Source organism: Nocardioides sp. PD653-B2 (genome assembly GCF_002117935.1).
GTDB lineage: Bacteria > Actinomycetota > Actinomycetes > Propionibacteriales > Nocardioidaceae > Nocardioides.
The window spans coordinates 17073-38426 of record NZ_BDJE01000023.1 but is presented as its reverse complement, the minus strand read 5'-3'; the positions used below and the strand labels follow the sequence as shown (position 1 = coordinate 38426).

Genomic DNA, 21354 nt, shown 5'->3' with positions numbered 1-21354 from the left:
CTTCATCCTTGCGGCGAAAGGTCGGTTGTGAGAGTAGCGGCAGTGCAGATGGAGCCCGTGCTGGGCGACGTGGCGGAGAACCTGCGCCGGGCCGAGGTGCTCGCGGACGAGGCCGGGGCATCGGGGGCTGACTGGATCGTCCTGCCCGAGTTCTTCTCGACCGGGATGGGCTTCACCGAGCGCATGGCACAGGCGTCCCTGCCGGTGGAGGGGCCGGCGCTGGACCTGCTGCGGCGCCTCGCGCGGCGACACAGCGCCACGGTGGGCGGCTCCTTCATCTGTCGCGATGCCGACGGGCACAACCGCAACGCCTTCTTCCTCGTGGGACCTCGAGGCGACGTGCTGGGGCGGCACGACAAGGACCTCCCGACGATGTGGGAGAACTGCTTCTACGTCGGAGGTCACGACGACGGCGTGATCGAGGCCGGCGAGCTCACCGCGGGCGCCGCGGTCTGCTGGGAGTTCATGCGCACGCAGACGGCGCACCGGCTCCGCGGAAAGGTCGACCTGGTCGTCGGGGGCTCCGCCTGGTGGAGCATCCCGGCCTGGCGCCCGCGGTGGCTGACGCGGCGGATGGAGGAGGACAACGCGCGTACGGCGGCCGGTGTGGCGGCGGCGATGGCGCGGGTGGTCGGCGCCCCGGTCGTACACGCGGCCCACACGGGAGGCCTCGAGTGCGGTCTTCCGTGGAGCCCGCTGACCTACCGCGGCTGGCTCCAAGGTGGTGCCGTGATCTGTGACGCCGCGGGAGCCGTGGTGGCCCGCCGGGACCGCCGCGAGGGTCCGGGCGTGGTCGTGGCCGACATCGAGCCCGGTCGCCGGACGCCGGTCGACGACATCCCCGCAGGGTTCTGGTTCCACGACCGCGGGGCGCTGTCGTCGTTCACGTGGTTCTACCAGCGCCACCACGGGAAGCGCTGGTACCGGCGCCACACCCTGGGGCGGCCGCCTGCGCAGCTGGAGCGGGTGTGACCTGGGCCACCCCGGGTTGACCCGGCCTCGGTTTACAAACAGACTCCTTCTGTAAAGCGAACGGCGACCGGCGCCGCTGCGTGGAGGAGGAGCACCGATGACGGCACCGACCATCGCCCGCAACCCCGAGGCGACGCAGCCGGTCCTGGGTCTGCCGGACCCGGGCGAGACGGTGCCCCGGCTGGCCTGGCCGACCGTCCTGCTCTTCGTCGGCACGCTGGGTCTCTTCGCCTTCGAGGCCTGGGCCGTCCTCGCGGCGCAGTGGTCGCCGTGGCGGACCGTCCCGATCGGTGCCGCGGTCACCTTCTTGATGTTCTCGGTCCTGCACGAGGCCACCCACCACGCGATCAGCACCGACACCCGCCTCAACAACGCGTTCGGACACCTCGCGCAGCCGTTCGTCGCGGCGTACGCGACGTTCCCGCTCATGCAGTTCATCCACATCGAGCACCACCGCAACACCAACGAGCCCAAGGCCAGCGACCCGGACGCCTGGACCAGCGAGGGGCCGTGGTGGCAGCTGCCGTTCCGGTGGGCCACGATCGACGTCTGGTACGTGGCCTTCTACGTGCGGCGCCTGCGCGAGCGTCCGCGGGCCGAGGTCGTCGTCACGCTCGGCACGTTCCTGTCCGTCGCGGCCGTCTTCGGCGCGGTCGCCGCGACCGGACACCTGTACGAGCTGGTCGTCCTGTACCTCGTCCCGCAGCGGATCGGCCTCACGATCCTGGCGTGGTGGTTCGACTACCTGCCGCACCACGGGCTGACGGCGACCCAGCGCGAGGACAAGTACCGCGCCACCCGCGTGCGGGTGGGTGGTGAAGCGTGGCTGACGCCGCTGTTCGTCTACCAGAACTACCACCTGGTGCATCACCTGCACCCGAGCGTGCCGTTCTATCGCTACGTGCGTGCCTGGCGGCGCAACGAGACCGCCTACCTCGACCGCGACGCGGCGATCTCGACCTGGTTCGGCCGGTCGCTGACGGCGGAGGAGTACCGCACCTGGCGCCGCCTCACCGACCGGCTCTCCGGGCCCGCCCTCTCGGGCCGACGGGCGGCCTTCCATCCCCTGCGCGTCACGTCGGTGGAGCGCATGACGGAGGACAGCGTCGTCCTCTCCTTCGCGGTGCCCGAGGACCTGGCCCCGGACTACCGGTACACCGCCGGCCAGCACGTGACGCTCCGCGCGGTCATCGACGGCCAGGACGTGCGCCGCAGCTACTCCCTGTGTGCGCCTGCTACCACCGGCGAGCTGCGCGTGGCCGTCAAGCGGGTCGAGGGCGGAGTCTTCTCCAGCTATCTCAACGGCGAGCTGCGGTCCGGCGACATCCTGGACGTGATGACGCCGACCGGACGGTTCGGGATCCCGCTCGATGCGGGCGCGAAGCACGCTTACGTCGGCGTGGCCGCCGGCTCCGGCATCACGCCGCTCGTCTCCATCATCGCGACCGCTCTCGAGGTGGAGCAGGCGAGCACCTTCGACCTCGTCTACGGCAACCGGGCGGCGGCCAGCACGATGTTCCGGCGTGAGCTGGACGCCCTGGTGACCGAGTTCGACGGTCGGCTCCGGGTCCATCACGTCGTGTCGCGGGAGGACGCCGCGCTGACCGGACGCATCGACCGGGCGCTGGTCGCCCGGCTGGTGGGCGACCGGGTCGCGTCGGTGGACGCCTGGCTGCTGTGCGGGCCCCAGGCGATGGTCGAGGACGTCACCGACGGCCTCCTCCAGGCAGGCGTGGCCGAGGACCGGGTGCACTCCGAGCTCTTCCACACCGCGGCCGAGCCCGTCGAGGCTCACGACGGCGACCTGGCCAGCCTGGTCAGCCGGGTCAGCGTGGCGCTCGACGGCGCCGAGACGACCTTCGAGCTCGCCGCAGCGGGGGCGACCGTCCTCGACGCCGCGCTCGCGGCCGGCGTCGACGCGCCGTACGCGTGTGCCGGTGGCGCCTGCGGGACCTGTCGGGCCAAGGTCATGCTCGGCACGGCCGCGATGGACCAGAACCACGCCCTGGACGCCGCCGAGGTCGACGAGGGCTACGTGCTGACCTGCCAGGCGCACCCGACGAGCGAGGAGCTGCGCGTCGACTACGACGCCTGACCCGCGCGCCCCGCCGGGCTCTCATGGTTCGCGGACCCGCGCAGACCCGGCCGGTCGTGGCTTCCTCGTCGGCCATCGTGCTGCCGTGCCTAGTCTGGGGGAGTGCCCGACCCCGCCGAGATCGATGACCGGATCGACCGCGCGAGCGCGCGACCGTTCGGGCGGCGCTTCCACCTGCGCGGGCGCGAGCGGACCACGGCTGGGCTGCGCGGTCCGCAGACGATGCGGGCTCACGCCGCGGAGATCATCGCCGAGCGGCTGGCGCCGGCCGAGCCGCGCAACGACGGCCGGCAGACCCCCTACCGCAACCACCCGGTCTTCGTGGCCCAACACGCCACCGCGACCTGCTGCCGCAGCTGCCTGGAGACGTGGCACGGCATCGCGAAGGGGCACCTGCTCGACCGCGGCGAGCGGGCCTACGTGGTCGAGGTGATCGGGCGCTGGATCGACCGCGAGCTGGCGACCTCCATCGAGGGTCGGGACCCCGAGAGCTCCACCGCACGCCGACCGTGAAGGGCGCGGCGGACTCGCCTGCAACAGCGCGCGACGGCTGAGCACGGGCCGCACGTGATCGACAATGGTGCGGTGCGGATCCGGAGAGTGGGCGTGGCGGTGCGGTGCTGGTCGCTCCTGTGCGTGGCGACGCTGGTCGTGACCGGAGTGCCGGCGACGGCGGCGGAGCGGGCAGTTGACAGCCCCCGTACGTGGCACGTGGGACCGGACCGGCGACTGGCCACCCCGAGCGCGGCGGCGGCGGTGGCCCGCGACGGGGACACGGTGCTGATCGACCCTGGCACCTACGTCGGGGACGTCGCCACCTGGACCCAGGACGACCTCACCCTGCGGGGCGTCGGTGGGCGACCGCACCTCCAGGCGGACGGGAGCAGCGCCCAGGGGAAGGCGATCTGGGTGATCGCGGGTGATCGCACGACCGTCGACCGGCTCGAGTTCAGCGGCGCGACGGTGCCCGACCAGAACGGCGCCGGCATCCGCCAGGAGGGTGCCGGGCTGACGGTGACCAGGAGCTCGTTCCACGACAACCAGAACGGCATCCTCACCGGAGCCGATCCCGGAAGCGACATCGTGATCGCGCGCTCCCGGTTCTTCCGCAACGGCACCGGAGACGGTCAGACCCACAACCTCTACATCGGCGCCGTGCGCTCGCTGACCGTCACCGGCAGCTACCTGTGGGGGGCCGACACCGGCCACGAGCTCAAGTCCCGGGCCGCGACGAACACGATCACCGGCAACCGGATCACCGACGGCGACGCCACCGCCAGCTACTCCGTCGACCTGCCCAACGGGGGCAGGTCGCCGATCGCAGGCAACGTCATCATCCAGGGGCCGAACTCGGAGAACTCGGCCCTGGTCTCCTACGGCGCCGAGGGGTTCCCCGACGCCGGCTCCCGCGTGCTGTGGGTGGTCAACAACACCTTCGTCAACCGTCGTGCCACCGGCACCTTCGTCCAGCTCGCCGAGCGGAGCCGCGCCAACCTCCGGAACAACCTGCTGGTCGGTCCAGGGGTGGTGACCAACCTCGGCGCCGTCTCGGCGCAAGCCAACCGTCGGGTCGGGTCGAAGGGCTTCGCGGACCCGGCGGCCGACGACTTCAGCCTCCGAGCAACCTCTCCCGCGATCGATCGGGGCGTCCGAGTCCCCGAGCGGTGGCGGCCACGATGGGAGTACGCCCACCCGACCAACCGGATACGCCGACCGAGCGTCGGACGAGTTGACCTCGGGGCCTACGAGCGGCGTTCGCCCCGGGAAGCGCGGTTCGGGTACAGCGACGCCCTCGCCCGAGCGTGTCCCGTTCGCACGAGGACCCGCCCGCACGTCGGCATGGTGCACGTGATCTGCCAGCACATTTAGAGCAGCGCTTGTGGCTGCCTCCCCGCTCAGCCGCCTCCAGCGCAACCGTCGCTCGGATCTTCCCGCGAGACGACCGCGCAATCATCAGCAGCAGCGGGACTGGGGGTGCGCCTCGCGATGGTCTGCGCGGCGACGCTCGAACTCGCGTCGGCTCATCGGGTCGGCGCCCTGCTCGCGGCACACGGCGAGGTACTCGTCCCACTTGGCCTCGCCCGTGGCCTGCCGGAGGTACCAGCGCAGACCGCGTCCAGCACGGAGAACCGCGGCCCTCACTGCCGGTCACCGCTTCCCATGGCGCCGACCCTGTTGCGGCTGGCCTCCCACTCGCGGACCGCCTTCTTCTCCTCCTTGGTGGCGAAGAAGTCCGCGGGCGCGACGATGTCCGACGGCGTCGCCGGCACCTCGGTCGTGGGCAGACCGCCGGCGCGGATGGCCTTGACCCAGATGACGATCGCGTTGACGACGACGATGATCACCAGGATCGCGAAGATCGACTGCAGGGTGCCGTTGACCGTGGAGTTGGTGACGATGGTCCGCATCTGGTCCATGTCGGCCGCGGGGGCCAGGACCGTGTCGTTGTTGATCGCTGCTTGATAGACCGACCGCTGCTCGAAGTAGCCGATCTTCGGGTTGTCCGAGAACACCTTCTGGTAGCTCGCGGTCATGGTGGTGATGAGGTCCCACACCAGCCCGACCCCGGGCACCCACGCCCACTTCACCTTGCCGTGCTTGATCAGCAGGGTGACGCAGAGAGTGAGCGCGATCGCGGCGAGCAGCTGGTTGGCGATGCCGAACAACGGGAAGAGCTGGTTGATGCCGCCGAGCGGGTCGGTGACGCCGACGTACAGCATGTAGCCCCACAGGCCGACGACGATCGCGCTGGCGGACCAGGAGGCGGGCTTCCAGGAGAGGTCGGCGTACTTGGGCCAGACGTTGCCGATGGTGTCCTGCAGCATGAACCGGCCGACGCGGGTGCCGGCGTCGACGGCGGTGAGGATGAAGAGCGCCTCGAACATGATCGCGAAGTGGTACCAGAAGGCGGCCAGCCCGCCTCCGAAGGCCGTGGTGAAGATCGACGACATACCGAGGGCGAGGGTCGGTGCGCCCCCGGTTCGGGAGATCAGCGTCGCTTCGTCGACCGACTGGGCGGCGGCGGTCAGGGTGTCGGGGTTGATGTGGAAGCCGATCGTCTTCACGAACTCAGCAGCGGTTGCGGCCTCGCCGCCGGTGGCTCCCAGCGGGGAGTTGATCGCGAAGTAGAGGCCGGGGTCGATGACCGAGGCCGCGATGAGTGCGCTGATGGCCACGAAGGATTCCATCAGCATGCCGCCGTAGCCGATCATCCGGACGTGGCTCTCCTTGGCGACCATCTTCGGCGTGGTGCCGGAGGCGATCAGGGCGTGGAAGCCGGAGAGCGCGCCGCAGGCGATGGTGATGAAGACGAAGGGGAACAGCTTGCCGGCGAAGACCGGGCCGGTGCCGTCGATGGCGAAGTCCGTGACCGCCTCGTTCTGCAGGACCGGCGCGGCGACCAGCAGGCCGACGGCCAGCAGGACGATGACGCCGATCTTCATGAACGTCGACAGGTAGTCGCGGGGCGTGAGCAGCATCCACACGGGCAGGATCGAGGCCACGAACCCGTAGACCACGAGCCCGAGGGTGAGCTGCTCCGGCGAGAGGGTCAGAGCGCTCTCGAGGCCCATCTGCTCGACGTAGCCGCCGCCGATGATCGCGAGCAGCAGCAGCCCGACGCCGATCGCGGTCACCTCCGCCACCCGACCTGGTCGGAAGTGCCGCAGGTAGAAGCCCATGAACAGCGCGATCGGGATGGTGAGCCCGATCGAGAAGACGCCCCAGGGGGACTCGGCCAGCGCGTTGACCACGACCAGGGCCAGGACTGCGAGGATGATGATCATGATCGCGAAGACCGCGATCAGGGCTGCGATGCCACCGACCATGCCGATCTCCTCGCGCACCATCTGGCCCAGGCTCTTGCCGTCGCGGCGCATGGAGAAGAACAGCACCACCATGTCCTGGACGGCACCGGCGAAGATGACGCCGACAATGATCCAGATCGTGCCGGGCAGGTAGCCCATCTGCGCCGCCAGGACCGGTCCGACGAGCGGTCCGGCACCGGCGATGGCGGCGAAGTGGTGGCCGAAGAGCACCCGGCGGTCGGTGACGTCGAAGTCCTTGCCGTCCTGCAGTCGCTCCGCGGGGGTGGCCCGGGTGTCGTCGACCTGGAGCACGCGGTAGGCGATGAAGCGCGCGTAGAAGCGGTAGGCGATGGCGTACGACGACAGCGCGGCGAACAGGATCCACAGCGCGGAGACCTCTTCACCACGGGAGAGGGCCAGCACGCTCCAGCAGACGGCGCCGACAACGGCGACCACCCCCCAGATCGCCATCGATTTCGGACTCATCCGCGGCTTGCCGCCGGGGGTGCTGGTGCGTTCGGACATGGTCGTCGACATGCGGGCTCCTCGAGCGTCCTGCAGGCCCGGCAGGCCCTGCACTGGATCAGTATCCGCCCACAGCCACCTCACACCACCCCGATCCGCCTCCCACCCATGTCGACGAAACCGCGGATCCTCCCGCCTGGCGCACCGGGTCACCGGCACGCCGGCGGCGGCGAGCATCTCGGCGTACGCCTCCCCTTCGTCACGCAGGGGGTCGACGTGCCCTGGGCGATCATCGAGCTTCCGGACGGATCCTGCTCAGCATCGACGTCAGACTGGGCGGGACGACTGCCCCGACCTCACCAAGGGCTGGGTTCGAAGTCCTTCAGGAAGTGGCCGTACAGGTCCTCGCCCGCCTCGCCGCGCACGATCGGGTCGTAGACGCGGGCGGCGCCGTCGACCAGGTCGAGCGGGGCGTGCCAGCCCTCGGCGGCGATCCGCAGCTTCTCCTGGTGGGGGCGCTCGTCGGTGATCCAGCCGGTGTCGACGGCGTTCATCAAGATGCCGTCGGTCTCGAACATCTCGCCGGCGCTGGTGCGGGTCAGCATGTTCAGCGAGGCCTTGGCCATGTTGGTGTGCGGGTGGCCCGGGCCCTTGTAGGTCCGGGAGAACTGGCCCTCCATCGCCGACACGTTGACGACGTACGTGCGCCGGGCCGACGACGACCGCAGCGACGCGCGCAGGCGCGAGATCAGCAGGAACGGCGCGGTGGCGTTGCAGAGCTGCACCTCGAGCAGCTCGAGCGGGTCGACCTCGTCGACCGTCTGGGTCCACGAGTTCGTCGTCTGCAGGTCGGGGAGCAGCCCGCCGGCGTCGACCGCCGTGCCGGCGAGGTGCGCCTCGAGGCTGGCGTTGCCGGCCTTGAGGGCGAGCGCGGTGATCGAGGCCGGGGTGTGTGCGGGCGTCTCGTGGTGGGCGACCGCGTGCTGCTGGAGGGTGCCCGCGATCGCGGCCGGGTGGGCGTCGCTGATCCGGTCGAAGCTGACGATCTCCGGGAGCGCGATGCCGGTCGGCAGGGGAGCGAGCTCGGCGTCGACGAGCGGCGCGTAGGAGCCCGGCGAGCGGCGCACGGTCTGGCACGCGTTGTTGATGAGGATGTCGAGCGGACCGGCCGCGGCGACCTCGTCGGCGAGCGCAACCACCTGGGTGGGGTCGCGCAGGTCGATCCCGACGATCTTGAGCCGGTTGATCCAGTCGGCGCTGTCCTCCAGCGCCGTGAACCGTCGTACGGCGTCGTGCGGGAAGCGCGTCGTGATCGTGGTGTGCGCGCCGTCGCGGAGCAGCCGCAGCGCGATGTACATGCCGATCTTGGCGCGACCGCCGGTCAGCAGCGCGCGGCGTCCGGTGAGGTCGGTGCCCTGGTCGCGCTTCGCGTGCGACATGGCCGCGCAGCTGGGGCAGAGCCAGTGGTAGAACGCGTCGACGAGCGTGTAGTCATTCTTGCAGATGTAACAGCCGCGCGGGTTGATCAGCTCGCCTGCGAAGGCGCCCGGCGCGGTGGAGACCAGTGGGATGCCGAGGGTCTCGTCGTCGATGCGCATCGGCGAGCCGGTGGCCGTCGCCTCGGTCACCGCGCGGTCGGCGGCCAGCTCGGCCTGGCGCTTGCGGGTGCGCCGCTCGGCCTTGAGCGCCTTGTACATGTGCGACGCCGCGTGCTTGACGGCCGTGATGTCCGGGTGATCGCTCGGCAGCCGGTGCAGCTCGTTGAGCACCCGCACCGTGATCGCTAGGTCGTCGGGGTCGATGCCCTCGAGGAGCTCGGGATGGTCGTTCGGATGCACCGGGGGAGTCTAGGTCGCGGGCGGGGTTCAGACCGCTTCGGCGGCGGGCCTCTGGTTTCGAGACGCGTCGCTAGCCCGTCGCGCGCTCCGGTTTGAGCCGACGCTCCTCAACCTTCGCCGCTACTCCCTGCCCTCGCCAGCTCGGGCAGGGGCGGCTCCGATCCGGTAGCGCACGAAGGACGGTACGGCGATCGCCGCGACGACCGTCCCGATCACGACCAGGACACCGCCGCCCGCCGCCGCGGCCGCCGTGCCGACCATCGCCGCGGACGCCCCGTGCACGACGTCCGCGATCCGCGGGCCACCCGCCACCACCACGATGAAGATGCCCTGGAGCCGCCCGCGGACGGAGTCGTCGGCGGCGCTCTGGAGCATCGAGGTCCGGAAGGCCGCGGACGCCATGTCGGCCGCGCCGCCGATGACGAGCATCAGCAGGGCGGTCCACAGCATCGCGGTCCGCCAGTGGTCGGCGAGCCCGACCGCGAGGCCGAAGCCGGCCATCGCCCCGCCCCAGACCAGGATGCACGCGATGACGGCGCGGCCCTGCCGGTCGACGCGGGAGACCCAGCCGGAGAGGACGCCGCCGACCACGGCGCCCGCGGGGATCGCGGCGAAGAGCAGCGCGAAGACGATGCCGCCCTCGTCCGGCCCGCTGAAGGAGACGTGGGCGATCTCGGGGAACAGCGCGCGCGGCATGCCGAAGACCATCGCGATCAGGTCGACGACGAACGACATCATCAAGACCGGGTGGCCGCGCAGGTAGGCGAAGCCCTCGATGACCGAGCGCAGTCCGGGCGTGCCCTTCGCGGCGTCCTCGACGGCGAGGCTGGGCAGCCGGACCACGGCGCTCAGCGTCGCGAGCAGCGTGAACGTGTCGATCAGGTAGAGCCACTCGAAGCCGATCACGGGGATCAGCACACCCGCGACCAGCGGGCCACCGATGGCGCCGGCCGAGAAGATCGTCATGTTCAGCGAGTTCGCCGCCGGGAGCAGCTCAGGTCCCAGCAGCTTGGGCAGGATCGCGCTGCGGGTCGGCTGGTTGACCGCGAAGAACGCCTGCTGCACCGAGAAGAGGCCGAGCAGCAGCCACACGTTGGTGTTGCCCATCGCCGCCTGCAGCCAGAACAGCCCGCTGGTGACGATCAGCCCGAGGGTGGTGATCACCAGCATCGTGCGGCGGTCGAAGACGTCGGCCAACGCGCCGCCCCAGAGCCCGAACACGACCAGCGGCACCAGGCCGAAGAGCCCGGTCAGGCCGACGTACGCCGACGAGCCGGTGTCGGCGTAGATCTGGGCCGGGACCGCGACCACGGTCAGCTGCGCGCCGACGACGGTGATGATGTTCGCCAGCCACAGCCGGCGGAAGTGCTCGTTGCGCAGCGGTCGGGTGTCGGCCACCAGGGCCCCGACCCGTTGACTCAGCGTGCGCACGATCCCCGAACCTAACCCCGGCGGCGGATGTTCCCCCAGCCGGTAGCGTCGCGACATGACGCAGCCCACGGTCGAGTCCGTCTGGGACTACCCGCGCCCGCCCCGGGTCGAGCCGAGCGGCGAGCTGGTCGAGGTGGTGCTCGGGGGAGTGACGATCGCCAGCAGCACCACCTCGTGGCGGGTGCTCGAGACCAGCCACCCGCCGACGTACTACCTGCCGCGGTCGGCGTTCGTGCCCGGCGCGCTCCGGGACGCCGTCGGCTCCTCGTGGTGCGAGTGGAAGGGCCAGGCGTCGTACGTCGACCTGGTCGCCGGTGACGTCGTCGCCGCCCGCGCCGCGTGGTTCTACCCGACTCCGTCGGCCGGCTTCGAGGAGATCGCCGGGGCGATCGCGGTGATGCCGGGGCTGGTCGACCGCTGCACCGTCGACGGCGAGGTGGTCGAGCCGCAGGAGGGCGGCTTCTACGGCGGCTGCTGGATCACCAGCCGGGTGGTCGGTCCGTTCAAGGGCGCCCCCGGCACCCTCGGCTGGTGACCCGGCACGCGGACACGAGGTCGACGCTTGGGGTGGTTTCGAGGCTCAACCACCGGGTTGGTGGTTGAGGTGCGAAGGCCGCTGGGCCTGAGCCTCGAAACCACCGGCCGGCCGGGCGGGACCTTCTGGTGACCCCGGCACGCGGAGACGAGGTCGACGGTTGGGGTGGTTTCGAGGCTCAAGCACCGGGTTGGTGGTTGAGGTGCGAAAGGCCGCTAGGCCTGAGCCTCGAAACCACCGGCCGGCCGGGCGGGACCTTCTGGTGACCCCGGCACGCGGAGACGAGGTCGACAGCGGGGTGGTTTCGAGGCTCGTCGCTGGCGCTCCTCGCACCTCAACGACCGGCCCGGCGGGACCTGCTGGTGTCCCGGCACGCGGAGACGAGGTCGACAGCGGGGTGGTTTCGAGGCTCGTCGCTGGCGCTCCTCGCACCTCAACCACCGGATTGGTGGTTGAGGTGCGAAGGCCGCTAGGCCTGAGCCTCGAAACCACCGACCGGCCCGGCGGGACCTACTGGTGACCCGGCACGCGAACACGAGGTCGACACTGGGGTGGTTTCGAGGCTCAAGCACCGGGTTGGTGGTTGAGGTGCGAAGGCCGCTGGGCCTGAGCCTCGAAACCACCGGCCGGCCGGGCGGGACCTTCTGGTGACCCCGGCACGCGGAGACGAGGTCGACAGCGGGGTGGTTTCGAGGCTCGTCGCTGGCGCTCCTCGCACCTCAACCACCGGGTTGGTGGTTGAGGTGCGAAGGCCGCTGGGCCTGAGCCTCGAAACCACCGACCACCCGGGCGGGACCTACTCGATGCCGGCGGTCCGGTCGAGGAGCTGGAGGAGGTCGTGGGCGGCGAGCTCGACCTTCTTGTGCCGCCACTCGGCGGCCCGGTAGACGCAGGCGATCAGACCGGAGCGGTGCACCCGGCGGAAGTCGCCGTACCCGAACGCGTAGCGGGCCTTGGTCTCGTCGTTCGCGCCCTCGGTGAGCCCGAGGTGCCAGGCGGCGTACTCCGCCCACGAGTGCCGCTCGAGGTAGGCGTTCTGTGCCTCGGCGTCCGGTTGCGCGTCGCCCCAGTCGCTGTCGAGGACGTACTGCGACTTCTCGATCAGCGAGCGCGCGTGGGCGACGGCGTCGGGGTTGACCGCGTACGTCGCCATCGCGTCACTCCGGGCAGGACGTCTGGTCGGAGGTGCCGTCGATGAGCCGGTCGGCGAGCATGGCGCACCACTTGCCCGACGAGTTGCCGCCGTTCTCGTAGCCATCCGACTCGCCGGGGTGCTTCACCCACAGCGTCCCGTCGAAGGCGCCGTCGAAGACCAACTTGGGCGGCTTGCCCACCCGCGCCCAGGGCGGATTGATCACCTGGCCGTTGACCGGGTTGGCTGCGCCGTTGCGCGAGGTGTCGATGACGTAGTGCACGCCCGTCACGCCGAGCTTGCGCAGCTCGGTGACCATCGTCTGGGCGTAGGCCTTCTCGTCGGCGGTGGAGCGGAAGTTGGAGACGTTCGTGCTGAAGCCGCGGGCGAACTCGATGCCCGCCTGCTTGAGCTGCGCCGGGCGCTGCTCGTAGGGCCGCCAGTCGGAGTGCCCGGCGTCGATGTAGACCCAGGCGCCGGACTTGCTCAGCGTCTTGCTCGCGAACCGCAGCATGGCGAGCCAGCCCTCGGGCCGGTCGCACGGGACGTTGCTGCCGAAGAAGGGCAGCGCGTCCGGCTCGAGGATCACGAGCGCCTTCTGGTCGTCGAGGCCCTTGCCGACCTGGCGGATCCAGGCGCGGTACTGCTCGGCGTTCTGGAGCGCACCCGCGGACGAGTGCCCGCCGCAGTCCCGGCCGGGGATGCCGTAGATGGACAGCGTGGGGGTCTTCTTGGCCTTCAGCGCGCGGGACGTGTAGGCCCGCACGGCCTTGCGCACCGACGGGGTGCCGTAGGCCTCGGGGATGATCCAGAGCGCCTGGGCCTTGGAGCCGAAGGCCTTCTTGTAGACCGCCCCGTGCTTGGCTCCCGGCATCTTCGGGTCGACGAACAGCCCGCGGGACTTGCGGAGGTCCTTGGCGGCCGTCGAGACGGTGGCGGCATCCGCCCCGCCGTTCGTCCGGGCCCCGGACGCCTCGACGGGTGCGACCGCGAGACCTGACGCGACGAGCGCGGCCAGGGTCAGGAGAACCCGTGAGCGCATGCGGGATGTCCGAGGGAGCACCCGCTCAGGGTACGGGTTGGTCGTCCTCGCGGGGGCCGAAGATGCAGAGCTCGTCCAGCTGCTCGGGCGACAGGGGCAGCCCCCATGCCTGCATCTGGGTCCGCGAGCGGCGGGAGAAGAGGGCGCGGAACAGCTCGTACGGCTCGACGTCCTCGGGGGGCGCCGTGGACCCGAACTTCATCGGCGCGACCCCGTCGAGCACCGGTCGCCACATCGGCTCGGGCAGCTCGCCGAGGCCGAGCGCCTCGTGCAGGTCGGCGTGGTGGACCGCCATGTCCCAGACGATCGCCGGGCGCGGGTTGTCGACCGTCGAGGCGGCGATCGCGTCCTGGTGGGACCGCAGCTCGGCGGTGAGCTCGGCCACGGGGAGCTCTGCCCGCTCCGCGACGTGCCGGGCGGTCCACTCCGGAGCCGGCGCGCCGTCCATCCGGCCGGTGACCGCGTCGGAGCAGCCGCCGGCGAGGTGGGCCAGCACGTCGTGCACGGTCCAGGCCGGCGAGGCCGGCACGGTCGTGCGCAGCTGGTCGTCGGAGAGGCCGTCGGCCAGCGCCGACACGGCGGCCACGTGCTCGCGGTAGAGGTCGCCCCAGGTGGCCGCCGGCTCGGTCATGGCTCGCCTCTCCTCGCTCAGGCGCCCGGAGCGAAGAGGCAGAACGGGTGGCCGGCCGGGTCGAGCAGGACCCGGACGTCGTCCTGGGGCTGGTGGTCCGCGACGGTGGCGCCGAGCGCCTGGGCCCGGGCCACGCCGGTCTCGAGGTCGTCGACCGCGATGTCGAGGTGGGCCTGCATCTGCTGGTCGCCGGGCGTGGCCGGCCACGACGGCGGCACGTGCCCGTCCTCGCGCTGGAACGACAGGCCGGTCACGCCGCCCTGGGGCTTGAGCACCACCCACTCGGGCCGGTCGACCCGCACCTCCCAACCCAGCAGCTCGCGGTAGAAGGCGGCGAGCCCGCGCGGGTCCGACGTACCGAGCACGGTCGAGGAGAGGTGGAACGTCGGCGCGGACATGGGTTTCACAGTAGGCAGACAGAAATCCTTTGGGGAAGGGTGTCGTATCGGGGCAGTCTTCTTCGTGGTGTCGACGAACGGCTCGGACGGGGCCCACCCCAGGAGGAAATGCCATGAGCCAGTACCTGCTCGCCGTGAACCACACCCCCGCGGACGTCGCCGCGATGGACGCGCTGTCGCCCGAGGAGATGCAGGCGGTGTTCGACGCCACCGGCAAGGTCAACGACCGCATGCAGGCCGAGGGCGTGTGGGTGTTCGCCGGCGGCCTCATGACCCACGATGCGACCACCACCGTGGACAACACCGGCGCCGAGCCGATGATCACCGACGGTCCGTTCGCCGAGTCGAAGGAGTACCTCGGCGGCTTCTGGATCATCGACGTGCCCGACCTCGACGCCGCCCTGGCGTGGGCGGCCGAGGGCTCGAAGGCGTGCGCCAACCGGGTCGAGGTGCGCCCCTTCCAGGAGGAGCCGGGCGCGTGAGCGGTGCCCAGGAGGCAGTCGAGCGGATCTACCGCGAGGAGTACGGCCGGATCGTCGCCTCGCTGGTGCGTCGCTTCGGCGACATCGACGTCGCCGAGGAGGCGGCCGCCGAGGCGCTCTTGGTCGCCGTGGAGCGCTGGCCCGCGGACGGCGTGCCGCCCAACCCGGGCGGGTGGCTGACCACGACCGCCGCCAACCGGGGCATCGACAAGATCCGCCGCGAGTCACACCGGGACGCCAAGCACCAGGCCGCGCTGATGGTCGAGAACCCGGAAGGACACCAGCCCACCGGCATCGTCGAGGACGACCGGCTGCGGCTGATCTTCACCTGCTGCCACCCGGCGCTCGCCCCCGAGGCCCGGGTGGCGATGACGCTGCGGCTGCTCGGCGGCCTGACGGTCGCCGAGATCGCCCAGGCGTTCCTGGTCCCGGAGACCACGATGGCCCAGCGGATCACCCGCGCGAAGAGGAAGATCAAGGACGCCCACATCCCCTTCCGGGTGCCGGACGCCGCGGACCTCACCCAGCGACTGTCGGCGGTGCTCGCCGTGGTCTACCTGGTCTTCAACGAGGGCTACCTGGCGAGCTCGGGCGACGCGCCGATCCGCGAGGACCTCACGGCGGAGGCGATCCGGCTGGGCCGGCTCCTGCGTGCGCTGCTGCCCGACGACCCCGAGGTCGCCGGCCTGCTGGCGCTGATGCTGCTCACCGAGTCCCGCCGTACGACGCGGGTCGCCGGAGGCGAGCTGGTGCCCCTGCACGAGCAGGACCGCGGCGGCTGGGACCGCGCCCTGATCGCCGAGGGCCACGCCCTCGTCCGGGAGTCCCTCGCGCTGAACCGACCCGGGCACTACCAGCTGCTCGCCGCCGTCAACGCCGTGCACACCGACGCGCCGACCGCCTCCGACACCGACTGGGAGCAGGTCGCGACGCTGTACTCCCAGCTGTACGCCGTCGCGCCGAGCCCGGTGGTGGCCCTCAACCGCGCGATCGCCGTCGCCGAGCTCGACGGCGCCGAGGTGGCGCTCGCCGAGGTCGACCGGCTGCCGCTCACGACCTACCACGCCTGGCACGCCACCCGGGCCGACCTGCTCCGGCGGCTCGGCCGCAGCAGCGACGCGCGGGCGGCGTACGACGCGGCGATCGAGGCCACCGACAACGAGGCCGAGCGGGCGTATCTGCGCCGGCGTCGTGGCAGTCTGGCCCCATGACGGCCCCTCTCGCGCTGCCCTCGAACGACGACGCCCCGGCCTGGGTGGAGACCCGCACCCGGGACGGGCTGGCCGAGGCCCGGGTCCTGGTCGACCGGCTGCGCGACGATCCGCCGGCCGACGCGCTCGGGGTGCTCCGGCAGTGGGACGAGGTCGGTCGGGTGTTGAGCAACATCGCGAGCGTGGGGTCGCTGCTCGCCAACGTGCACCCGGACGAGGCGGTGCGCACGAGCTGCGAGCAGGCCGAGGTCGAGGTCGACCGGCTGGTGACCGAGCTGCGCCAGGACCGGGCGCTGTACGACGTCTTCGCCGGGCTCGACGCCGACGGCCTCGACCCGGTCGCGGCCCGGCTGCTGACCAAGACGCTCGAGGACTTCCGTCGCGCCGGTGTCGACCTCGACGACGCGACCCGTGCCCGGCTGACGGAGATCAACGAGCGGCTGACCGCGGTCGGGCAGGAGTTCAGCCGCACCATCCGCGACGACGTCCGGACCGTCCGGGTCACCCCGGACCGACTGGCCGGGCTGCCGCAGGACTGGCTCGACGCGCACCCGGCGGGCGACGACGGCCTGGTCACGGTCACCACCGACTACCCCGACGCGGTGCCGGTGCGGATGTTCGCCCACGACCCCGACGTCCGGCGCCAGGTCACCGTCGCCTTCCTCGAGCGCGGCTGGCCGCAGAACGAGTCGCTGCTCGGCGAGATGTTCGCGCTGCGGCACGAGCTCGCCAACCTGGTCGGCTACGCCGACTTCGCGTCGTACGACGCCGACGTGAAGATGATCGGCAAGGGACCGGCGATCCCCGAGTTCATCGACCGGATCGCGGAGGCGGCCGATGCGCCGATGCGCCGTGACCTCGAGTCGCTGCTCGCGCGCTACCGCCAGGACGTGCCCGACGCGACGGAGATCGACACCGCCGACTCCCTCTACTACGAGGAGCTGGTGCGCAAGGAGCAGCACGACGTCGACGCCCAGCTGGTGCGCACCTACTTCGACTTCACGAGGGTGCGCCAGGGGCTGCTCGACGTGACCGCGCGCCTCTTCGGGCTGCGCTACGAGCCGGTGCCGGACGCGACGGTCTGGCACGAGGACGTCACGGCGTACGACGTCTTCTCCGGCGACGAGACGCTGGGCCGGATCTACCTCGACCTGCACCCGCGCGACGGCAAGTACAAGCACGCCGCCCAGTTCACCGTCGCCGACGGGCTCGCCGGCCGGCAGCTCGCCGAGGGCGCGCTGGTCTGCAACTTCTCCCGCGGGCTGATGGAGCACGACCACGTCGTCACGCTGTTCCACGAGTTCGGGCACCTGGTCCACCACGTGCTCGCGGGCCGCGGCGAGTGGACCCGCTTCTCGGGGGTCGCCACCGAGTGGGACTTCGTGGAGGCGCCGAGCCAGATGCTCGAGGAGTGGGCGTGGGACGCCGACATCCTGCGCAGCTTCGCGACGAACGCCAACGGCGAGCCGATCCCCGCCGACCTGGTCGAGCGGATGCGCGCGGCCGACGACTTCGGCAAGGGCTACCAGGCGCGCACCCAGATGTTCTACGCGGCGATGTCCTACTGGTTCCACACCGACCGGCCCGCCGACCTCACCGCCGCGATGCGGGAGCTGCAGGCGCGCTACTCGCCGTTCGCCTACATCGAGGGCACGCACATGTTCGCGAGCTTCGGCCACCTCGGCGGCTACTCCTCGGCGTACTACACCTACATGTGGTCCTTGGTGATCGCGAAGGACCTCTTCAGCGCCTTCGACCCCGACGACCTCTTCGACGCCGAGGTCGCCGGCCGCTACCGCGACCGGGTGCTCGCGCCCGGCGGCTCGAAGGACGCCGCCGACCTGGTCGCCGACTTCCTCGGCCGGCCCTACACCTTCGACGCGTACGCCGCCTGGCTCGCTCGCTGACCTGACCTGACCACCGGGCCTGGGCGGCGCGCACCCGCGGCGTCCGCGACCTGCCGGGGAGGTACGGACCAGCGGCGCCGATCGGCCCGCGCCCGGCGCGTCGCACGGCGTCCTGGCCGGGGGGCGTGGCACCGTCTCGACCCGGCGCCGCGACGTCACTGATCGTCGTCGGTCGCCATCGGAGCGGCTCGCGGGGTCCGGCAGTGGTCCAGATCAGGTGGCTAGTCCGGAGTCGTAGACCACTGCGATAGACCAGTTTCTTGCTGTCAAGAGACCGACTTAGCCTGTGACATAACCGGGCTGGGGGGGCCGGAGGAACGTTCTCGGGGAGACGTGCTCACGCCCTATTTCCTGTCACGCAAGGAGGATCGTCGTCATGACGGTTCAAACCCGGTATCGCAGATTCATTGCGGTGGCCGCCGGAGCGCTCATCGCGCCGGCAGCCTTCGTTGCTGCGACCTCAGCGCCCGCGGACGCGGCCACGTCGCACAAGCACCAGGTCTACATCTACAAGATGGAGAAGGACCTCCGGCTCGCCGGCGTCGGCCCTGACGCCATCGGTGTCACGGGTCCCCAGTCCCTGAGCTGCAACTCGGGCGACACGGTGATCGACGGCATGTGGATGGTGAAGCACGTCGACCAGTTCAACCCGCCCCCGTCGGACCCCGACGACGACGGCTTCCCGACGACGACCACGCTCGGCGGGACCTACAACGACGAGCGCGACGTGTACGTCAAGGCGTCCTACCCCGACCTGAGCGTCGGGAACGGGAACCGGTGGCTGTACGACTTCGCGAACCGCGCCTACGGCGACGCTCAGCTGAAGCTCTACGTGACCTGCATCCGGGGCTTCACGGAGTCCACCAACTCTCACCAGCACCCGATCAACGTGACCAACTCGTTCACCGGCACCCCGGGGACGGGCCCGCAGGGATGGACCGGTCGCACCTACTGGGACTCGGCGGGCGTCTGGGACTGCGCGGCGAACGAGTACTTCGTGGCGCCGGGCTTCAACCTCGCCCCTGCGGGAGCGGTGGACCACCGGCTCGTGGCCAGCGTCCCGACGAACAACGGAGCTTCGTGGCGTTGGGAGTTCGCGGCCAACTCGCTTGCCTCGGTGGCCTTCTACGGCAAGTGCATCAGCAACCGGGTCGGTATCGCCGGTGGTCACAAGCACGGCCTCGCGATGAAGCACCTGCCGAGCTCGAACTTCAACCTGGGGCACCAGTACGGCATCGACATGGGCGACCCGAGCAACGTGCAGTTCACCTGTGACGAGGACGTGCCCAGCTACCACGGCTACAAGGCCGGCGTCGGTTGGTTCTACATGGCCGACTTCTGGGAGTACAACTGGTTCCTCGGCATGGAGCCGCGGCCCAAGACCCGCGTCTACCGCTTCTTCCACGACTGGCCGGTCGACGGTCAGGTCAAGGTCGGAGCGCTGTGCATCAACAGCCGGACGTCGAACCCGCTTGTCGGTCCCTGACGGCCGCGAGCTGAGAGACACCACCTGACCTGAGCCCGTCCCGGCAGCAGCCGGGGCGGGCTCGGTCTTTCCCGACGAAACTCCGACACCCCCAAACCCCCCGCCGGGCGGATCCGCGTCTGACAGGAGCGCCCGCCCGGCGAGGCCTATTTCCAGCCGCTCGACACGCACCCCGGGATGGGACTGGGGCCTCTCCACGCGCTGGATGCACCGCTGGGCGCTGCTGGCCGGCTGGCGGTCGGGATGCTCTACGGCACCTGGTCGGCGTACGGCGTCGCCTCGCCCGTCCAGGCGCACTTCGGCGGACCGCTGGTGGCGTTCCCGGGCACGGAGACGAAGGTCTACATCGCGCTGGTCGCGTTCCTGCTCAACCTGCTCGTCGCGGTCGTGCTGACCGTGGTGCTGCGTGCGCTGAAGGTCGACGAGGGTGTCGACCAGACCCGGCCGCAGGACTACCACGTCGACGCCGGCGACCCCGGCGTCGAGGCCGAGATCGACCCGCACGCGCCGATCCACGCCTGAGCCACCCGGGGACGGTCAGCGCCGACGCAGGTCGATCGGCTGGCCGTCCTGGGGGAACGGCAGCGAGTGGTTGTTGAGCGGGGCGACGTACGACGGGTCCACCGACCAGGTGAAGTCGCGCAGGACGTGGTGCAGGAAGGCCTTCACCTCGGCGCCGGCGAAGTGCATGCCGAGGCACTTGTGCACGCCGCCGCCGAAGGGCTCCCACGCGTAGCGGTGCGACTTGTCCTCGCGCCGGTCGGCGGCGAACCGCTCGGGGTCGAACGTGGCGGGGTCGGTCCAGTACTCCGGCATCAGGTGGCTGAACTGCGGCGCGACCACGACGTAGGTCCCCGCCGGCAGGCGGGTGCCGAGGACCACGGTGTCCTTCACGGTCTGGCGCAGCACGACCGGCACCGGTGCCCGCAGCCGCAGGCACTCCTTCATCACGAGGTCGAGCGACGCCAGGCTTTCGAGGTCCGCGAGCCCCGGGTCGCCCTCGAGCCGCGCGTCGAGCTCGGCGGACTCGGCGCGGCAGCGCTCCTGCCACTGCGGGTGCTGGCCGAGGTACTGCAGCATCGTCGAGAGCGTGTACGTCGAGGTGTCGTGCGCGGCCATCATCAAGAAGATCATGTGGTTGACGACGTCGTCGTCGCTGAACCGCTCGCCGTCGTCGGACTCGATGTGGCACAGCACCGACAGCAGGTCGTCGGTCGCGTCGGCCCGGCGCGACGGCAGGTAGCCGCGCACGAACTCCTCGAGCAGCCGGCGCCCCTTCATCCCGCGGCGCCAGCGGGTGAACGGCACGTCGTGGCGCACGATCGCCGCGGCGGCCTGGACGCACGCGATGAACGCCTTGTTGACGCGTGCCATCTCGTCGGGGGAGGTGTGCTCCGCACCGCCCATGAAGGTCTGGGTCGCGATGTCGAGGGTGAGCTGCTTGAGCGCCCAGTAGGCCTGGAACCCGTCGGCCGGCTGCCAGTCCTGCAGCCCGGCGGTGATCGCCGTGTGCATGCCCGTCGTGTAGGCCTCGAGCCGGTCGCGGGTGAACGCCTGCTGCATGATCCGCCGGTGCAGGTGGTGCTCCTCGAAGTCGAGGAACATCAGGCCACGGCCGAAGAACGGCCCGACCAGGTAGGTCCACGCCGGTCCGTTCGCGAAGGCCTTGTCGGCGTTGCGCAGCGCCACCTCGCAGGCGTCCGGGCCGAGCAGCATCGCCCACCGGTCGGTGCCGACCATGCTCATCGGCGAGACCGCGCCGTACGTGTCCCACTGCCTGTGGAAGAGCGCGACCGGGTCGCGCGCGTACTCGAGGCCGCGCCCGATGAAGGGGAGACCCGGGGGCGGCGGGGGCAGCTCCCGGACGGGAACGGTGGCGGTCACCCGCCCACTGTCATTCAGACAGGGTGTCCTGTCAATGTT

General features: G+C 71.0%; 19 protein-coding genes. 10 read left to right on the top strand and 9 right to left on the bottom strand.

What is annotated here, in order from left to right; translation table 11 throughout:
• Positions 1 to 42 precede the first annotated feature (42 nt).
• The 4 genes from PD653B2_RS10395 to PD653B2_RS10380 all read left to right on the top strand — a co-directional run bounded on the left by PD653B2_RS10395 (position 43) and on the right by PD653B2_RS10380 (position 4936).
• Entirely contained in the window at positions 43 to 972 is a 930-nt protein-coding gene (locus PD653B2_RS10395; protein WP_278247513.1) for a carbon-nitrogen hydrolase family protein, read from the top strand.
• Between the two features lie 97 nt (positions 973 to 1069).
• Complete coding sequence (locus tag PD653B2_RS10390) at positions 1070 to 3067, top strand: fatty acid desaturase (protein WP_085872305.1); 1998 nt, start codon at positions 1070 to 1072, stop codon at positions 3065 to 3067.
• A 102-nt stretch (positions 3068 to 3169) separates the two neighbouring features.
• The gene (locus tag PD653B2_RS10385; protein ID WP_085872304.1) at positions 3170 to 3580 is read left to right on the top strand and encodes a DUF4186 domain-containing protein; all 411 of its coding nucleotides are present in this window, start codon (positions 3170 to 3172) and stop codon (positions 3578 to 3580) included.
• A gap of 72 nt (positions 3581 to 3652) precedes the next feature.
• On the top strand, positions 3653 to 4936 hold the full coding sequence (locus PD653B2_RS10380) for a right-handed parallel beta-helix repeat-containing protein (protein ID WP_165763423.1): 1284 nt from the start codon (positions 3653 to 3655) through the stop codon (positions 4934 to 4936).
• 84 nt (positions 4937 to 5020) lie between these two features.
• On the opposite strand, the gene PD653B2_RS10375 is transcribed toward PD653B2_RS10380, so the two are convergent.
• The 4 genes from PD653B2_RS10375 to PD653B2_RS10360 form a co-directional block, all read right to left on the bottom strand.
• On the bottom strand, positions 5021 to 5209 hold the full coding sequence (locus tag PD653B2_RS10375; protein ID WP_085872302.1) for a YbdD/YjiX family protein: 189 nt from the start codon (positions 5207 to 5209) through the stop codon (positions 5021 to 5023).
• Positions 5206 to 7410 (bottom strand): carbon starvation CstA family protein, encoded by a 2205-nt coding sequence (locus tag PD653B2_RS10370; protein ID WP_242665237.1) that lies wholly within the window; start codon positions 7408 to 7410, stop codon positions 5206 to 5208. The genes PD653B2_RS10375 and PD653B2_RS10370 overlap by 4 nt, the downstream gene beginning before the upstream one ends.
• A gap of 284 nt (positions 7411 to 7694) precedes the next feature.
• Positions 7695 to 9176, bottom strand: a complete 1482-nt coding sequence (locus PD653B2_RS10365) for an SDR family NAD(P)-dependent oxidoreductase (RefSeq protein WP_089503931.1) — start codon at positions 9174 to 9176, stop codon at positions 7695 to 7697.
• 120 nt (positions 9177 to 9296) lie between these two features.
• Complete coding sequence (locus PD653B2_RS10360; protein WP_242665236.1) at positions 9297 to 10607, bottom strand: MFS transporter; 1311 nt, start codon at positions 10605 to 10607, stop codon at positions 9297 to 9299.
• Positions 10608 to 10662: 55 nt separating this feature from the next.
• Here PD653B2_RS10360 and PD653B2_RS10355 point away from each other — a divergent pair, with 55 nt between their 5' ends.
• Positions 10663 to 11142, top strand: a complete 480-nt coding sequence (locus tag PD653B2_RS10355) for a DUF427 domain-containing protein (RefSeq protein ID WP_085872301.1) — start codon at positions 10663 to 10665, stop codon at positions 11140 to 11142.
• 796 nt (positions 11143 to 11938) lie between these two features.
• Here the strand turns inward: PD653B2_RS10355 and PD653B2_RS10350 are convergent.
• Genes PD653B2_RS10350 through PD653B2_RS10335 form a run of 4 tightly spaced genes read right to left on the bottom strand, consistent with a single transcriptional unit; the run spans position 11939 to position 14345 of the window.
• Entirely contained in the window at positions 11939 to 12295 is a 357-nt protein-coding gene (locus PD653B2_RS10350; RefSeq protein ID WP_085872300.1) for a hypothetical protein, read from the bottom strand.
• Positions 12296 to 12299: 4 nt separating this feature from the next.
• Positions 12300 to 13316, bottom strand: a complete 1017-nt coding sequence (locus PD653B2_RS10345; RefSeq protein WP_085872299.1) for a glycoside hydrolase family 6 protein — start codon at positions 13314 to 13316, stop codon at positions 12300 to 12302.
• Between the two features lie 25 nt (positions 13317 to 13341).
• The gene (locus PD653B2_RS10340) at positions 13342 to 13947 is read right to left on the bottom strand and encodes a maleylpyruvate isomerase family mycothiol-dependent enzyme (RefSeq protein ID WP_085872298.1); all 606 of its coding nucleotides are present in this window, start codon (positions 13945 to 13947) and stop codon (positions 13342 to 13344) included.
• A 17-nt stretch (positions 13948 to 13964) separates the two neighbouring features.
• Complete coding sequence (locus PD653B2_RS10335) at positions 13965 to 14345, bottom strand: VOC family protein (protein WP_085872297.1); 381 nt, start codon at positions 14343 to 14345, stop codon at positions 13965 to 13967.
• Positions 14346 to 14458: 113 nt separating this feature from the next.
• On the opposite strand from PD653B2_RS10335, the gene PD653B2_RS10330 reads away from it, so the two are divergent.
• From PD653B2_RS10330 to PD653B2_RS10310, 5 genes are all read left to right on the top strand, one after another.
• Positions 14459 to 14827, top strand: coding sequence for a YciI family protein (locus PD653B2_RS10330; protein WP_085872296.1), 369 nt, complete (start codon positions 14459 to 14461; stop codon positions 14825 to 14827).
• A complete protein-coding gene (locus tag PD653B2_RS10325; RefSeq protein ID WP_085872295.1) occupies positions 14824 to 16038 on the top strand; it encodes an RNA polymerase sigma factor in 1215 nt (404 codons plus the stop codon). Before PD653B2_RS10330 ends, PD653B2_RS10325 begins: the two co-directional genes overlap by 4 nt.
• A complete protein-coding gene (locus tag PD653B2_RS10320) occupies positions 16035 to 17945 on the top strand; it encodes a M3 family metallopeptidase (protein ID WP_085872294.1) in 1911 nt (636 codons plus the stop codon). The genes PD653B2_RS10325 and PD653B2_RS10320 overlap by 4 nt, the downstream gene beginning before the upstream one ends.
• Positions 17946 to 18357: 412 nt before the next feature.
• Positions 18358 to 19431, top strand: a complete 1074-nt coding sequence (locus PD653B2_RS10315) for a hypothetical protein (protein WP_085872293.1) — start codon at positions 18358 to 18360, stop codon at positions 19429 to 19431.
• A gap of 177 nt (positions 19432 to 19608) precedes the next feature.
• On the top strand, positions 19609 to 19953 hold the full coding sequence (locus PD653B2_RS10310; RefSeq protein ID WP_207559514.1) for a hypothetical protein: 345 nt from the start codon (positions 19609 to 19611) through the stop codon (positions 19951 to 19953).
• Positions 19954 to 19968: 15 nt separating this feature from the next.
• Here the strand turns inward: PD653B2_RS10310 and PD653B2_RS10305 are convergent, their stop codons facing one another.
• Positions 19969 to 21315 carry a cytochrome P450 gene (locus PD653B2_RS10305; protein ID WP_242665235.1) on the bottom strand — a complete coding sequence of 449 codons (1347 nt, stop codon included), beginning with the start codon at positions 21313 to 21315 and terminating at the stop codon, positions 19969 to 19971.
• Between the last annotated feature and the right edge of the window lie 39 nt (positions 21316 to 21354).

Excerpts from the sequence above, each read along its gene's own strand:
- PD653B2_RS10390 (WP_085872305.1), top strand. The coding sequence starts at position 1,070 with ATGACGGCACCGACCATCGCCCGCAACCCCGAGGCGACGCAGCCGGTC.
- PD653B2_RS10335 (WP_085872297.1), bottom strand. The coding sequence starts at position 14,345 with ATGTCCGCGCCGACGTTCCACCTCTCCTCGACCGTGCTCGGTACGTCG.
- PD653B2_RS10310 (WP_207559514.1), top strand. The coding sequence starts at position 19,609 with ATGGGACTGGGGCCTCTCCACGCGCTGGATGCACCGCTGGGCGCTGCT.
- PD653B2_RS10355 (WP_085872301.1), top strand. The coding sequence starts at position 10,663 with ATGACGCAGCCCACGGTCGAGTCCGTCTGGGACTACCCGCGCCCGCCC.
- PD653B2_RS10350 (WP_085872300.1), bottom strand. The coding sequence starts at position 12,295 with ATGGCGACGTACGCGGTCAACCCCGACGCCGTCGCCCACGCGCGCTCG.
- PD653B2_RS10330 (WP_085872296.1), top strand. The coding sequence starts at position 14,459 with ATGAGCCAGTACCTGCTCGCCGTGAACCACACCCCCGCGGACGTCGCC.
- PD653B2_RS10345 (WP_085872299.1), bottom strand. The coding sequence starts at position 13,316 with ATGCGCTCACGGGTTCTCCTGACCCTGGCCGCGCTCGTCGCGTCAGGT.
- PD653B2_RS10320 (WP_085872294.1), top strand. The coding sequence starts at position 16,035 with ATGACGGCCCCTCTCGCGCTGCCCTCGAACGACGACGCCCCGGCCTGG.
- PD653B2_RS10340 (WP_085872298.1), bottom strand. The coding sequence starts at position 13,947 with ATGACCGAGCCGGCGGCCACCTGGGGCGACCTCTACCGCGAGCACGTG.
- PD653B2_RS10370 (WP_242665237.1), bottom strand. The coding sequence starts at position 7,410 with ATGTCGACGACCATGTCCGAACGCACCAGCACCCCCGGCGGCAAGCCG.